Genomic DNA, 14,389 nt, shown 5'->3' with positions numbered 1-14,389 from the left:
TTAAGTGAATAAAGAATATAAGACAGGACCTATAATGGCGGCTCTTTTAGTAGCTGGCTTTGTAGGACTTTTTAGTGAAACGGCATTAAATATTGCATTAAGTGACTTAGGTCAAATATTTGAAGTTAGTACTACAACGGTTCAATGGCTAGCAACAGGTTATTTCTTAACATTAGGTATTTTAATACCAGTAACAGGGATTTTGATGCAAAAGTTTACAACGCGTCAAATGTTTATCACCTCTATACTATTAACCATTATTGGTACGGTATTAGCTGCAGTAGCACCGTCATTTGGATTTTTATTAGCGGGACGTATTTTTCAAGCAGCAGGTTTAGCTATTAACTTACCTTTAACACAAAATGTTATATTTACAATCTTCCCTCCAAATAAAAGAGGAGCAGCGATGGGTATTATGGGCTTAGTTATGTTAGCTGGTCCAGCTTTAGGTCCAACAATAGCAGGACTTATATTAGATACATTATCATGGGAATGGATTTTTTGGGTTCAATTACCATTCTTATTGTTATCTCTAATTATCGGGCTTAGTTACTTACCAAATGTTAATGAGGTACGTAAAGTTTCAATTGATGTATTATCAGTTGTTCTTTCAACAATTGGATTCGGTGGTATCGTATACGGGTTTAGTGTGTCTGGTGAATCTGGATGGACTAGTTCAACGGTTCTTGGATCAATTATTGTTGGCGTTTTAGCAATTATTTTATTCTGTGTTCGTCAAATGAAAATGGAGATTCCTGTAATGAATATAAGAGCATTTAAGTACCCACTTTTTGTTCTTGGTGTCTTTATGAGTTTTATTACATTCTTCAATATGTTGTCAATGCTTGTTATTTTACCTATGTATATGCAAATAGCTTTACTAATAGCTGCATTTACAACAGGTCTAATCCTATTGCCAGGTAGTTTACTTAACTGTGTATTAGCGCCAACTATTGGTGGTCTATTCGACAAATATGGTCCGAAAGCAGTTATTACTCCTGGTACTATTTTGGTAGCATTTGGTTATTTAATCTATGCATCATTTGGTGCAGATACTGCTTTATGGATGGTTGTCGTAACTCACATCATCATGATGTTAGGTATCGGTGCGGTTCTTGCATCAACACAAACTAACACATTAAACTCTCTTCCAAAAGAGTACTATCCTGATGGAATCGCGATTACTCAAACAATCCAGCAAGTCGCTGGTGCTGTTGGTATTGCGGTTATGGTATCGCTTTTAGCATCTATACAAGATAGCTACTTAGCAACAGTTGGTAACGATATTTCTGCAGCTGCAGCAACAGGTTCATCATTTGTATTTAAAGTTGGATTAGTATTTGCAATGATTAATGTTGTATTATCTTTATTCATGAAAAAGCCAAAAGAAGTAAAGCTAAAATAATTTTAAATGATTACTACTGAATTTTTATATTACTTTAAAAGGAGATAATAAAATGGCAAATCATTATAAAAGTATTGTAGTGGCTGTGGACGGATCAAAAGAAGCCGAATACGCCTTTCGCAAATCAATTGATGTTGCAAAACGTAACATAGGATCAATATTAAACATTGTAAATATAATTGATACTCGTTCATTCGAAACATATGAACGTTCCATTTTTGATAAAGTACAAAAGCAGTCTGAGGAACTTTTAAATGGCTACAAAGAACAAGCTGAAGCTGAAGATGTTGAAATCGTAAAGGTAGTTATAGAATATGGTTCTCCAAAAAATATCATTACGAAGGAGCTTTCTAATTTAGTAGATGCTGATTTAATCATCTGTGGTGCTACAGGGCTAAATGCAGTTGAACGTTACTTAATTGGTTCAGTATCTGAAGCAATTGTACGTTCAGCAAAATGTGATGTTTTAGTTATACGCACACCTGAGTGAGTATTATCCTTAATTTAAAATCCTAATATTTGACGATTTTAGACAACAATATATACATGTTAAATCTAAACAATCTTTAATAAATGGTCATGGATATGCAAATATCCATGACCTTTTTTTTATTTTTGCTCTGTTATTTATTACAGAATGTATATTTTGAATGTTTAAAACTTTACTTATACTTTACATTGCTTTAATCCTTGCTTCTAATAATTGTTATATCCTTAATCTTTAGGGGGCTATCAGAAGCCTTTATGCCTCTTAAGGAGGGAATTATTTATTTAACGAAGATTTATTTTTTGAAATGCGCTAGACATAGCTACATAATTCGAGTGTTAAAGTACTTATTCGACATTGCTTTTAATTTTTCGTTGGTCGTTGTTAAAAACAACAGAAGTTTGTTGAAAATAATATAACATCGTGGGGGTATCAGTTTGGACTCGACTATAATAACTTTTATGAATGAATTTAATTTTCTAATGTTCCTATTATTTGCCTTTATGTATTCATATCAGATTTTTTATATGTTTGTTGCATTTAAGGCAAAACAGAATAAGTATACAGAAATGCAGAACATTCACCCTCATAAATTCGCAGTGATTATCCCTGCTCGAAATGAAGAACTTGTTATTGAACAACTAATTAAAAGTATAAAAAATCAGAATTATCCTGAGAACATGATTGATATTTTCGTTGTAGCAGATAACTGTACCGATAATACTGCCCAAGTTGCAGAAAAGGCTGGGGCTATTGTTAGGGAACGCTTTAATAAAATAAAAATCGGAAAGGGATATGCCCTCGATTATATGCTTAAAATCATAGAAAATGAATATTCATCTAGTAAGTACGATGGATATTTTGTTTTTGATGCCGACAATCTTTTGGATGAGAATTATATAGCTGAAATGAACAAAACATTTAACCAAGGATACAGGGTAATCACCAGTTACAGAAATTCCAAGAACTATGACCAAAATTGGATTTCTGCAGGATATGCCCTTTGGTTCTTGCATGAAGCAGAATATCTCAATCTTCCAAGAATGGTCCTTAACTCTAGTTGTGCGGTATCAGGAACTGGATTCTTAGTACATGCAGATGTGTTCAAAGACAATGGAGGCTGGATTCACCATCTCCTCACAGAAGACATCGAATTTTCGGTTTCTCAGATTATTAAAGGCGAAAAGATCGGATACTGCAGAAACGCAGTATTCTATGACGAGCAACCTGTCACCTTTACACAATCTTGGAATCAGCGATTACGTTGGGCAAAGGGGTTTTATCAGGTCTTTTCTAAATATGGTAGGGAACTAATTAGCAATATTTTTAAAGGGAAGCGAAACAGTTTCTCATGTTTCGACATGACCATGATGATCATGCCAGCAATGCTCGTTTCCAGTATTAGTATTCTAGTAAATGGGTTATTCTATTTAGCTATTTTTATGGGAATATTTGAAGGTAAAGGGATGTTGCATGGAGCCACTATGGGAATTTTAAACTCGTTTGTGTGGTATTACGGAATACTCTTTGTTCTTGGCGTAATGACAACATTAACAGAATGGAGAAAAATTCACTGTTCAGGATGGAAAAAAATAGCTTATACATTCACTTTTCCAATTTTTATGTTTACATATATACCAATTTCTGTCGTAGCGCTATTTAAAAACGTTGAATGGAAACCGATTGCTCACACAGTGGTGAAATCACTTGATGATGTGCGATAAGGACGAAAGAAAAGAACAGACTACCTGTAAAAGTCAGTTTCAATGACTTTTCGGTAGTCTCTTTTGATGTTATGGATGTATAAAAACAGAAGTCCCAATTGGAATAATACGTGCTAATTCCTCGACGTCCTTATTGTTCATGCGGATACAACCATGTGATACTGCATGACCTATTGAACTAAGATTATTTGTTCCATGAATTCCATAGTGTTCTTTTGATAAACTAATCCACATGGTACCGAATGGTCCCCCAGGATTAGATGCCTTATTAATAATAATATAATTCCCTACCGGTGTAGCATATAACATTCTTCCAACCCCAATAGGATACTGCTTCTGTAAAACGCCATTCAATAGTAAACGTAACCAACGATTGTTGATGGAAACTTCTATTTGATAGGGTATTGTATTGGGGTTTGGAAAACCTGGAATAACAATGGATTGACCAATAGAAAGTACATTTGGATCTATTGATGGATTAGCTCTAATGATTGGATAACGGTGTGCGATAGTCTCTAGATATTTGAGTAAGTGTTTCTCCTGGTTTAACTATATGAATCAGTGTAAACACCTCCATATTTTAGCGTAATAATATATTATATGATGAAAGAAAAAAGTGTTGTTTTCATTTTTTTCTTAAAGGCATTGTTAAATGATACTGGCTCATATGTAGTATGCAGCTAGTGCCATCCATGTGATTGATACAGTAGCAAACAGGGGTCACAGAATTGGCAAATATATTATTACCCAGGTTTCAGGAGGCGAGTTAGTTTGAATTAGTCTTTGCAGTGCATTAATGAATCAACCTAAGTTAATTTCTGGAGATGAACCAACAGGTGCCTACAGGTGTAGTGTAGCTACAAAAAAGTAAAATAATTTTTACTAGTAAAAATTATTAAATCTATTGCTTTTCAATAGATAGGACTATAATTAAAATATTGAAACTATTATATTGTTTAATTTGATATAGAATGGGAGAGATATAATTTGGAAAAGAAAAATCTCGAATTGGCAATTCAGTTACGTCATGAGTTGCACCAACATCCAGAACTTTCGAACCACGAGGTCTGGACCAAACAACATTTAATGAATTTCTTAAAAACGTATACAAAACTTGAAATAGTCGACAACGGTCAATGGTTCTATGCCATTTATCGCGCCAGTGAAGACAAAAAGAATATAGCGTTCCGTGCAGACTTTGACGCGCTGCCTATGCATGAAGTAATAGACATCCCACACGCCTCCCAATTCCCTGGAGTTGCTCATAAATGTGGACATGATGGTCACTCAGCAAGCCTTGCTGCATTTGCTCTGGAAATCGACCAAAAGGGAGCTGACAAAAATGTCTTTTTCCTTTTCCAACACGCGGAAGAAACAGGAGATGGTGCTGTTCAGTGTGCTTCTTTTATAAAAGAGAACAATATAGAAGAAATCTTTGCCTATCACAATATGAGCGGCATGGCTTACAACTCCGTAAACGTGATCGACGGAACGGCTCATTGCGCTTCCAAGGGAATGACAATCCATATGGAAGGTTCTCCAGCGCATGCTAGTCAACCAGAAGATGGAGTAAATCCTTCTTTTGCAATTGCTAAAATTATTGATGCAATACCCGAGTTTATTTCACCAGAGAATAATGAAGGGATTGTACTTTGCACAGTTGTTCAGGTAAATATCGGTGAAAGAGCGTTCGGTATGTCTGCAAGCAAAGGCGACTTACTTTTAACAATTAGAGCATTATACGAAGAGGAATTAGAAAAGCTACAGAAAAATCTAGAGGATCTTGCTAAGGCGCAAGCAGAAGAGTTTGGAATAAAGGTAAGCTTCTCTTACAATGATACCTTCCCCGAAACTGTTAATGACAAGGAAAGCTCTGATAAGATACGTAAAGTATGTGAAGATAAAGGGTTACAATTAGTTGAAATGAAAAAAGCGTTCCGTGCATCAGAAGACTTTGGCCATTACTTAAAGTTAACAAAGGGTGCAATATGTTACATAGGAAACGGCGAAGATTATCCTCATATTCATACATCTAAGTATGACTTCCGAGATGACATCATAGAAACGGCTGTAGAGCTTTTCAAAGGACTAGCAGAACTGTAATACTGTATTAATTTGAGCATCTAAACTTTTGTTTGGGTGCTTTTTTGATTAAATATAGTGTAGCTAGGATGAGGAAAATGCTATACTTTTTAAAAAATGGATTTGGAAGGAGAAACTATGGAAGGAAACAAAGTCTCTTTTAAATCAATTGATGAATATATTTCAACCTTTACTCTTGATGTTCAAGAAAAACTAAAAACACTAAGACAAATAATAATAGAGGCTGCTCCTGATGCAACAGAGAAAATAAGCTATCAAATGCCTACTTTCGCTTTCCATGGGAACCTAGTCCACTTTGCTGCGTATAAAAACCATATAGGATTTTATCCAGCTCCAAGTGGAATAGAAGCTTTTAAAGAGGAGCTTGCACTATATAAAGGAGCAAAAGGATCCGTCCAGTTTCCTTTAGAACAACCACTGCCATATGAACTAATCGGCAAAATAGTTAAATTTAGAGTCGCTGAGAATAGAAATAAAGCTGAAGATAAGAAGAAAAAAACAAATAATGTTTTTTAAAGAAGAGACTGTCCCTTTGCGTAGTCTGTAGGTACAGTCTCGGTTTAAATATTCTCTATAGTTTAGGTAACTTATCCGGATTCATTATAATGTAAATTTCGTTTATTCTTTCATGACTAATATAAAAACTAACGATACTTTGCAGCGAGCCATTCATGTAATTTACTAATGCTGGCTGACCGTTGACATTTCTTATCTCAAAATAAAAATCCTTTGGGGCTTTTTTCACTACACCGTATAATAAGGCTAAAACGTTTGATATTGATGTTATTGGACGAATAGCAGCATTAACTTTTCCTCCACCATCAGAGTAAAGTGTTACATTCTCGGATATCAAATCTAATAAGACATTCATATTTTTCATTTCAAAAGCATGTATAAAGCGATTGATAATAGACTTATTGTTTTCATAGTTCAAACTTTCGCTCTCTATACGTGCAATTTTTTGCTTAGATCTGCTATAAATTTTCCTACAGTTTTCTTCATTTTTTTCGATGATACTGGCAATTTCCATGTCCATTCCAATCTTCATATGAGATACAATGACCCTTGCGCTAACCATCTCAGGGGCGTGGCAATATGTGGTGAGTCTCCCGAGTGTATATAATAAAGACTGAACTCTTTTAGATAACGTAACTTGCATGACCCATTGCTGAAATGTTTGCTTTGCTAACTTTTCTGTATCCAAGCTATTTATATTCTTTAATATAGCTACCCATTCCATTTTTTCTCTCCAGTTCAATAATCGTGTCGTTAAAAGTCCTAAAGGATCAAAGGGAGCAGTGTATTCTATATCATTTTCAATTAAAATACCTCCTAATTTAGGTGATTTTCCATTCAGTTTTATACCTAATTCTTCGAGAATTGGAGCCGCTTTTCCTTTTTTATATAGTGCATGTGGACCCAGATTAAAATAATGTTGATTAATCTTTTCTGTCCTAGCTCTTCCACCGACCTTTTTACCTTTTTCAACTATTAAAATAGACATATCCATTTTAGCTAAATAATTGGCTGCCACATATCCTGCCAATCCACCACCAACGATTACAACGTCCCATTGTTGAGCCATATGATGATAACCTCCTATTATGTTTTATAACTTAAGACGAGAAAGGTAAATGAGTTGTGACAATTTTTGATTGAATGTATTTCTAAATTCATATCTTGACTTCGAGATAATTAATGAATAAAATTAACTAAACAAAGTAGATAACTATGTTTTATTTATTTGACAAAACTTTGACTTGAAAAAGGATGATAAAAAGTGGAAAAGACAAAGAAAGAAGTACCGGTAGAGGTTGATAAAACGGGAAAATTTATTCGACAAAAAAATCAATTTGCAACTCCGTTTGGAGATCAACCAGGTGACCTACCTGTAGAAGCAGAACGCTATCGTCTACTATGGGCTGCGGTCTGTCCATGGGCGCATCGTTCTGTAATCGTGCGTAGTGTATTAGGGTTAGAAGATGTCATTAGTTTAGGGACGGCTAGTCCGATGCGTCCGAATATCGACCGAGTAGACTGGGAATTTTCATTAGATGAAAATGGTATAGATCCTGTTCTTGGCATTCAATATATTAGTGAAATTTATAAAAAAACAGATCCAGAATATGCTGGAAGACCAACAGTGCCTGTTATTATTGATGTGAAAGAACAAAAAGTAGTGAATAACGATTATTTTAGATTAACTAATCATTTGGAAACGGCTTGGGGACCTTTTCATAAAGAAAATGCTCCAGATTTATATCCAGAGCAATTACGAGAAGAAATTGATGCATTAAATGATGTCATTTTTCACGATGTGAATAATGGTGTGTATAAATGTGGATTTGCTCGTTCGCAAGAGGCTTATGAAGAGTCATATGACGTTTTGTTTGATCGTTTAGACGAATTAGAACAACGTTTATCTACGCAACGCTTTTTATTTGGAGACTATATTACGGATTCCGATGTTCGACTATATGCAACACTAGCACGATTTGACGTCGCTTATTATTCAGCTTTTAAGGCAAATCGAAATCGAATTGTGGATTTCCCAAATCTATGGGGATATTTACGCGATTTATTCCAGACACCAGGTTTTGGAGATACAACTAATTTCGAAGCAATTAAAATCCATTACCATTTATCGAATCATATTTCTAGTGACGATCAAAAAAGTCAAAACATATTACCTAAAGGACCTGATGTATCTAACTTCTATTCTCCACATAATCGAGAATCATTAAGTGGAAAAGAAGAAAAATTTCTTATTTATAAATAAGGAGATGAAAAAATGGTGATAATACGCGATGCAGTAGAGGATGAATTATCTAATATTCGAGAACAACGTTTGGCAGCATATAACGAACATGCACCCAAAATTCCAGATGAGCATTGGAAGGTTTTAAAACAATCTATTTTATCAGATAGGGATCTTCAGCCAGGCGTTGAACGGATGGTAGCAGAGATTGATGGAGAAATAGTAGGAAGTGTTGCTTTATTTTCTCCAGAAATAAAAGCATATGAAGGTTTACTAGAAGGGGAACTGGATTATCCAGAACTAAGAATGCTAGCAATCTCACCACAAGCAAGAGGAAAAGGTGTCGCAACTGCATTAATTAACGAATGTATTCAGCGAGCTAAAACAAAGGGGTTCTCCTCTATGGGATTACATACAGCTGATTTTATGGAAAATGCTATAAAATTATATGATCGTCTTGGGTTTGAGCGTTTGCCACAATTTGATTTTGAACCGACTAATGATGGAATTGTCGTAAAAGCGTTCCGTATTACTTTTTAATTAATGAATAAAGGTGTCTTGGAATATATAATTCCTTGGCACCTTTTTAGGTTGATAGAAGTTAATATGATTGTGAAATTAGTAGGAAAATATACATTTAAATAATCTTTTATGAACAAATTAATAAATCATAGTTCTTTTTATCTGATAAAGTCTATACTTGAGAAGAATAACTAAAAAAAGGGAGCTGTTTTAACATGAACACACTTACAAAATTTAAGATATTAAAGCCTGCAAGCGAAGTATTTGAAGCTTTTGTGGATCCTACAAAAATCAGAAACTTCTGGTGGTCATCGAGCTCTGAAAAATGGGAGCAAGGAAAGACGATTACATTAAGATACGACGAATATAACGCGGAAGTAGATATTAAAGTAACTGAAATAGATATTAATAAGAAGATTGTGTTCAAGTGGGGTAATCCAGAAGAAGAAAATACTGTGACGATTTCCCTGATAGAACTAGATGGCATGAGTACAATAATAGAAGTGAATGAAGAAGGGTTTAATGAAAATGATAAAGAGATTATAAATATCTTGATGGATAATAAAGAAGGCTGGGTTTATATGCTGACTTGTTTAAAAGGATATTTGGAATTTGGTATCACAAATTTGAGAGCAGGAATCGTTAAGTAATTCCAAAATTGTATGATCAATATTTCACCTTTGGTTCCAGGTTCTATTAATACTTTCTAATGAGAACCTGGAACCTAGTGTTTTTGTCTTTCTAAATTCTAAAACATGTGAAACCTGTTTGTAGCTTCATATAATTATAGAGCATACGAGCATGTCTTCCTTCTTTTGTATAGGGGTTTATAAGAGGATGGAGCCTGCGGAGAAATTCATGATCACATTCGCAAGGATTAATGCCTCTACTATAACATTTATCATGGGCCATACAAGCTGCATCTACAGCATTTATAGGTGCACCAGGTCCACTACAACCAGGTCCACACCAGTTGTATTCTGGAAACAAACAAAAACGACGATTTCTATTTCTTCTCTGATACAAATCAGCACCCTCCCTTCTATAACTTCAAGTTAATATAAACTATTCAATAGTTATCAATTTTGTATATACTGTTTCCTAAGAGCTTATAAATTTATTAGCACCAAAAGGAGGGGGATTAATGAGAATTGAAGAATTAAAAAATGATCGAGTTAATGACTTTATAGAGTATTGCAAGAAGCACCGATCGGAGTTGGATGATTCATTTTTATATGACGAAGATTTGCAAAGCTTCGAGCCGACGGTAGAAAATCCAACTTATATAGTTATGAATGAACTAAATGATGAAATTGTAGGCGCTGTTTCGTTAATAATGGATGAATATCATAGAAACGGAAAAAAGGCACGTTTTCGAATATTTCATACTGAAATCGAAAGCTTCGTGGTTTATTCTGCTCTCATGAAAGCTATCATGACGCATACGAAAGAGCTAGAGAAAGTTTTCTTGTTTGTCCCATTTGAAAATAAAAAGTTAGCAGAGGTTATAGAAGGATTAAAGTTTAATGTCGAAAGATACACTTTCGTTCTTGTGAGAGAGGATATAGAAGTACCAAAGTATAATTTACCAAAGGGATATGAAATAAGAAAGCTTCAACCTGGGGAAGAAGAGACTTGGTGTGCAGTTAGAAACCCCAGCTTTGCGAGGCTTAAAGGAAGTGAAACTCCTATCACACCTAAGATGGTAAACAAGATGATGACAGATAAAGATCACATAGAGGGCGGCTCCATGATTTTATATCATGGGGACAAGGCTGTGGGGGTTATTCGAGGAACTGATGATGAATACGAAAATGCACCAATTATGAATATAGGACCAATTGCTATCATACCTGAATATCAAGGGCAAGGTTTAGGAAGAATTTTACTTAGAGCTTCCTTGCATTTTGCTAAAGAAAAATCTTATGAAAGAACAATCCTATGTGTAAACGCAGATAATAATCATGCTAAAGCCTTATATGTGCAAGAAGGGTTTAAACAGGTAGAGGCAGTTACGTGTTATAAATACGACATTTATTGAAATTAATGGATCATTGAGATATTGATTCTATGGATGTTGTAATTTATTATCGTGTAAATGGAGATTATCTTGGATAGGGTTTAACTAGGCAAGCAGCAAAAAAAACATGGGCTTATATATATGTATAACTGTTATGATTAATCAAAAGATCAATTAGAGGTGTATGTAATGGCAATTGAATTAGTAAGAGATTATTTTTCTAAACTAGGTATAGCAGATAAGATACAGGAGTATGAAGCGTCGAGTGCAACTGTAGAACTTGCTGCCCAAGCTCTAGATGTAGAGCCTGCGCGTATCGCGAAAACACTTTCCTTCAAAAAGGAGGATAATTGTATTCTTGTAGTAGCAGCAGGAGATACAAAAATCGATAATGCAAAGTTTAAAAGTACATTTGGTGTAAAGGCTAAAATGTTGTCACCAGACGAAGTATTGGAAAAAGTGGGACATGCTATTGGTGGAGTTTGTCCTTTTGGAATACCAGATGATGTGCTTGTATTCTTAGATGAATCATTGAAACGATTCGAAACTGTTTTCCCGGCTTGTGGTAGTAGCAACAGTGCGATAGAACTTACGTGTGATGAATTATATACATATGCAAATGCACAAGAATGGGTAGATGTTTGCAAAGGATGGGAGTAAGGTAGGATGGATATTTCATTTAAAACAGCTGAAGGCAGATTTAATTATCGTGTGGCCGGTTTAATAGTACATGATGAAAAACTACTAATTATGCAAGATGAAAATCAACCCTATTATTATGTTCCTGGTGGCAGGATAACGTTGCATGAAAAAAGTGAAGATGCGATCAGAAGAGAAATAAAAGAAGAGCTTTCACTAGAAGTAAATATTAAGCGCTTGTTATGGGTAAATGAAAACTTTTTCGAAGAATCAACATTGAATGAAAAGTTTCATGAAATTTGTTTTTTCTATTTACTCGAGTTGCAAGACGAGGAATTTCTAATAAGAGGGAACGAATTTACAGTGAACGAAGAGGGAAAAATACATACGTATTATTGGAAGCCCTTTGAAGAATTAATAGCTTTAAATCTTTATCCATTATTTTTAAAAGAGAGAATAACAGATTTACCTCTAGAAATTGAGCACTTAGTAGAAATCAAATTGTAAATAGAGTAGACCGAGGTAACCACTCAAGTGGTTACCTTTTTTATATAAACTCTAAAAATGTATGGAGGTTTAAATGGACTGTTGTAACTTTTGGATTATCAGTAAGCTTTGAAATTTTCTGTGTGATAATTTAGTTTGACTTCCTTCGCTAGTTCTTGTAATCGTTCCTTATCTCGAATAATATAACCGCGTGATTTTTTTTCAATAATATTTACTTTACAAAATTGAGCTAGAACATGTAGTAAATGACGATAAGAAACACCCAAATATTCGCATACCTCTGTGTGTTTCTCTTTATAAAAATCTTGATCTGCAGATAAAAGGATAAATTCTGCAAGACGATTTTCTAATGGAAATGCTTGACTTTGTGTATATTTTGTTGAAATAGTAGTCATCTTTTGACTGATAAAGATGCACAAATATCGAAGGAAAGTGGCATCTTTTAAAAGGTTGTCTTTACATAAATGAATAGGGATAGCAAAACAGGTTGTTTGAGTAGCGGTTTGTATTCCTTTTGAATACCTCTCAGAATTCAACAATTCTATTTCTCCTACAAAAATAGGAGCCTCTAAAAAATTGATTAGGGACACTTTTCCGTTTGAATGTGTCACATAGAGCTTTGCCTTTCCTTCTACGAGATAGTATATGTACTCCGGATTGGAATCTTCCTTTAAAATAAATTCACCACGATCAAATTGACAAACTTGAATATAAGAGATAATTGGAAAAGAAAATAAGGATTGTATTGGATATTTTTCAATGTAATAGCTACGCATAGGTTCATCTAAAAATTTCATTTTTTTCCTCCTAGAGTGAAAAAGTATGAGATATCTCACATTATTGTATGTGTTTAAGTGGTATGATGCAATTATTACGGAGGGAATAAAATGAATAAACAACGATGGCTTTCACAGAACTTTTTTGTGTTTTTTATCACCTGGGGTGTGTTTCTACCATATTGGACAGGCTGGCTAGTTCAAGATAAAGGATTAAGTATAACAAGCGCGAGTTTAATTATGGGATTTGGATTAGTGGCGCGAGGAATTGCTACAATGTTTGTTTTTCCGATAGCTTCAAAATATATGAGCAGTCAAACTGTTGTGCTGGTTCTAACGATAATCTCATTAATAGTAACAGTACTTTATATTCCTGTTACCTCGTTCGGCATGCTTTTTGTTGTTACGATTATATTTAATGCTGTTTATCCAACCTTACTTCCTGCTATTGAAAGTACAGCGAGCTCATTAGTGCAGCAAAGTGGAGTAAATTATGGGAAGAGTCGTTCCTATGGATCGCTTGGCTTTATAATTTCAGTCCTTATTATTAGTATGCTCACAGGTTACTTTGGGGAGGGGGCTATTTTATGGAGCATGATGGTGGGGCTGTGTTTAATGTTATTGATTCGTTTTTTCCCGTCACCAGCAGAACTTTTAGTAAAGCCAACAAAAAAAGATCGAAGGGAGAATCTTTCTCTACGCGATCTGTGGAAAGTTAAAAGTTTTCCTATTGTGCTTCTGATGGTAATTCTATTACAAGGTGCACATGCGTCCTATTATAATTATGGTTACATATATTTGCAGGAGTTAGGTGTAAATAGCTTTTATATTGGAATGATTATTAATATAGCAGTTATTTTTGAAATCATCTATTTTTCTAAGGCAGAAATATTTAAAAATTGGAAGCCTTCATCCTTGTTGTTATTAGCTGCAATTGGATCTACTTTACGTTGGGTACTTGTATTTTTGTTTCCAAATGTTTGGGTTTTTATTTTTTCTCAGAGCTTACACGCATTATCCTTTGGCGTAGCCCATTTTGCATTTATCAGTTATCTAACAAAAAACTTACCGAAGCAACAGCTTCCTAATGCGCAAGGTGTTTATTCAGCTTTTGCACTGAGCTGGAGTACAGCAGTATTAACTTTAATAGGAGGATATTTATATGAAATATCTTCTGGATTGGCTTTCCTTGGGATGATTATTTGTACGATTCCAGCAATTGTAATCATTATCCTAACAAGAAAACGATTTGGATACTAAAATAACCCCCTAGATTTGGGGGCACTGAAAAATTTACTTTTTACATGACGTAATGTTTTTTGAACAGAAAGTGCCTTATTTCTTCGTCAATTTGCAAATTGCCTTGAATGGACTTAAATTGGGGGTTTCTCTTGGGTTGAAATCATGGGGAGCACCTACATGCATTTACTTTAATTTATTATTCAGGA

The 14,389-nt window shown here is 34.5% G+C and carries 15 protein-coding genes and 1 pseudogene; 12 read left to right on the top strand and 4 right to left on the bottom strand.

The window, feature by feature from the left end; all coding sequences use genetic code 11:
* The first annotated feature begins 34 nt into the window (after positions 1-34).
* The 3 genes from WAX74_RS11635 (at position 35) to WAX74_RS11625 (ending at position 3,616) form a co-directional block, all read left to right on the top strand.
* Complete coding sequence (locus WAX74_RS11635) at positions 35-1,405, top strand: DHA2 family efflux MFS transporter permease subunit (protein WP_336497892.1); 1,371 nt, start codon at positions 35-37, stop codon at positions 1,403-1,405.
* A gap of 52 nt (positions 1,406-1,457) precedes the next feature.
* Positions 1,458-1,895 carry a universal stress protein gene (locus WAX74_RS11630; RefSeq protein ID WP_336497826.1) on the top strand — a complete coding sequence of 146 codons (438 nt, stop codon included), beginning with the start codon at positions 1,458-1,460 and terminating at the stop codon, positions 1,893-1,895.
* 458 nt (positions 1,896-2,353) lie between these two features.
* Positions 2,354-3,616: a glycosyltransferase family 2 protein gene (locus WAX74_RS11625; RefSeq protein WP_336497825.1), complete on the top strand. Its 1,263-nt coding sequence runs from the start codon at positions 2,354-2,356 to the stop codon at positions 3,614-3,616.
* A 69-nt stretch (positions 3,617-3,685) separates the two neighbouring features.
* Here the strand turns inward: WAX74_RS11625 and WAX74_RS11620 are convergent.
* Positions 3,686-4,178 (bottom strand): annotated as a pseudogene (locus WAX74_RS11620) (L,D-transpeptidase family protein).
* Between the two features lie 425 nt (positions 4,179-4,603).
* Here WAX74_RS11620 and WAX74_RS11615 point away from each other — a divergent pair.
* Together WAX74_RS11615 and WAX74_RS11610 are read left to right on the top strand one after the other, a co-directional pair.
* Positions 4,604-5,719 carry a M20 metallopeptidase family protein gene (locus WAX74_RS11615; protein ID WP_336497824.1) on the top strand — a complete coding sequence of 372 codons (1,116 nt, stop codon included), beginning with the start codon at positions 4,604-4,606 and terminating at the stop codon, positions 5,717-5,719.
* Between the two features lie 117 nt (positions 5,720-5,836).
* Positions 5,837-6,235: an iron chaperone gene (locus WAX74_RS11610; RefSeq protein WP_336497891.1), complete on the top strand. Its 399-nt coding sequence runs from the start codon at positions 5,837-5,839 to the stop codon at positions 6,233-6,235.
* Between the two features lie 55 nt (positions 6,236-6,290).
* Here WAX74_RS11610 and WAX74_RS11605 read toward each other — a convergent pair whose 3' ends face one another.
* Positions 6,291-7,304: an NAD(P)-binding protein gene (locus WAX74_RS11605; protein WP_336497823.1), complete on the bottom strand. Its 1,014-nt coding sequence runs from the start codon at positions 7,302-7,304 to the stop codon at positions 6,291-6,293.
* 195 nt (positions 7,305-7,499) lie between these two features.
* Between WAX74_RS11605 and WAX74_RS11600 the strand changes: the two genes are divergently transcribed.
* From WAX74_RS11600 to WAX74_RS11590, 3 genes are all read left to right on the top strand, one after another.
* On the top strand, positions 7,500-8,498 hold the full coding sequence (locus WAX74_RS11600; protein ID WP_336497822.1) for a glutathione S-transferase family protein: 999 nt from the start codon (positions 7,500-7,502) through the stop codon (positions 8,496-8,498).
* Positions 8,499-8,510: 12 nt separating this feature from the next.
* Positions 8,511-9,017 carry a GNAT family N-acetyltransferase gene (locus WAX74_RS11595; protein WP_336497821.1) on the top strand — a complete coding sequence of 169 codons (507 nt, stop codon included), beginning with the start codon at positions 8,511-8,513 and terminating at the stop codon, positions 9,015-9,017.
* 197 nt (positions 9,018-9,214) lie between these two features.
* Positions 9,215-9,649 carry an SRPBCC family protein gene (locus WAX74_RS11590; protein ID WP_336497820.1) on the top strand — a complete coding sequence of 145 codons (435 nt, stop codon included), beginning with the start codon at positions 9,215-9,217 and terminating at the stop codon, positions 9,647-9,649.
* Between the two features lie 91 nt (positions 9,650-9,740).
* Here WAX74_RS11590 and WAX74_RS11585 read toward each other — a convergent pair whose 3' ends face one another.
* On the bottom strand, positions 9,741-10,025 hold the full coding sequence (locus WAX74_RS11585; protein WP_336497819.1) for a phospholipase: 285 nt from the start codon (positions 10,023-10,025) through the stop codon (positions 9,741-9,743).
* A gap of 118 nt (positions 10,026-10,143) precedes the next feature.
* On the opposite strand from WAX74_RS11585, the gene WAX74_RS11580 reads away from it, so the two are divergent.
* From WAX74_RS11580 to WAX74_RS11570, 3 genes are all read left to right on the top strand, one after another.
* Complete coding sequence (locus WAX74_RS11580) at positions 10,144-11,040, top strand: GNAT family N-acetyltransferase (RefSeq protein ID WP_336497818.1); 897 nt, start codon at positions 10,144-10,146, stop codon at positions 11,038-11,040.
* Between the two features lie 168 nt (positions 11,041-11,208).
* Positions 11,209-11,679 (top strand): YbaK/EbsC family protein, encoded by a 471-nt coding sequence (locus tag WAX74_RS11575; protein ID WP_336497817.1) that lies wholly within the window; start codon positions 11,209-11,211, stop codon positions 11,677-11,679.
* Positions 11,680-11,685: 6 nt separating this feature from the next.
* Positions 11,686-12,165, top strand: coding sequence for an NUDIX hydrolase (locus WAX74_RS11570; RefSeq protein WP_336497816.1), 480 nt, complete (start codon positions 11,686-11,688; stop codon positions 12,163-12,165).
* Positions 12,166-12,263: 98 nt separating this feature from the next.
* Here the strand turns inward: WAX74_RS11570 and yeiL are convergent, their stop codons facing one another.
* Positions 12,264-12,962, bottom strand: a complete 699-nt coding sequence (yeiL, locus tag WAX74_RS11565; protein WP_336497815.1) for a transcriptional regulator YeiL — start codon at positions 12,960-12,962, stop codon at positions 12,264-12,266.
* A 90-nt stretch (positions 12,963-13,052) separates the two neighbouring features.
* Between yeiL and WAX74_RS11560 the strand changes: the two genes are divergently transcribed.
* Entirely contained in the window at positions 13,053-14,201 is a 1,149-nt protein-coding gene (locus tag WAX74_RS11560; protein ID WP_336497814.1) for an MFS transporter, read from the top strand.
* The last annotated feature ends 188 nt before the right edge of the window (positions 14,202-14,389 follow it).

The sequence above is a fragment of the Psychrobacillus mangrovi genome (assembly GCF_037104765.1).
GTDB classification, from domain to species: Bacteria; Bacillota; Bacilli; order Bacillales_A; family Planococcaceae; genus Psychrobacillus; species Psychrobacillus mangrovi.
The sequence above is the reverse complement of the archived record's forward strand: the minus strand, read 5'-3'. Positions and strand labels throughout refer to the sequence as shown.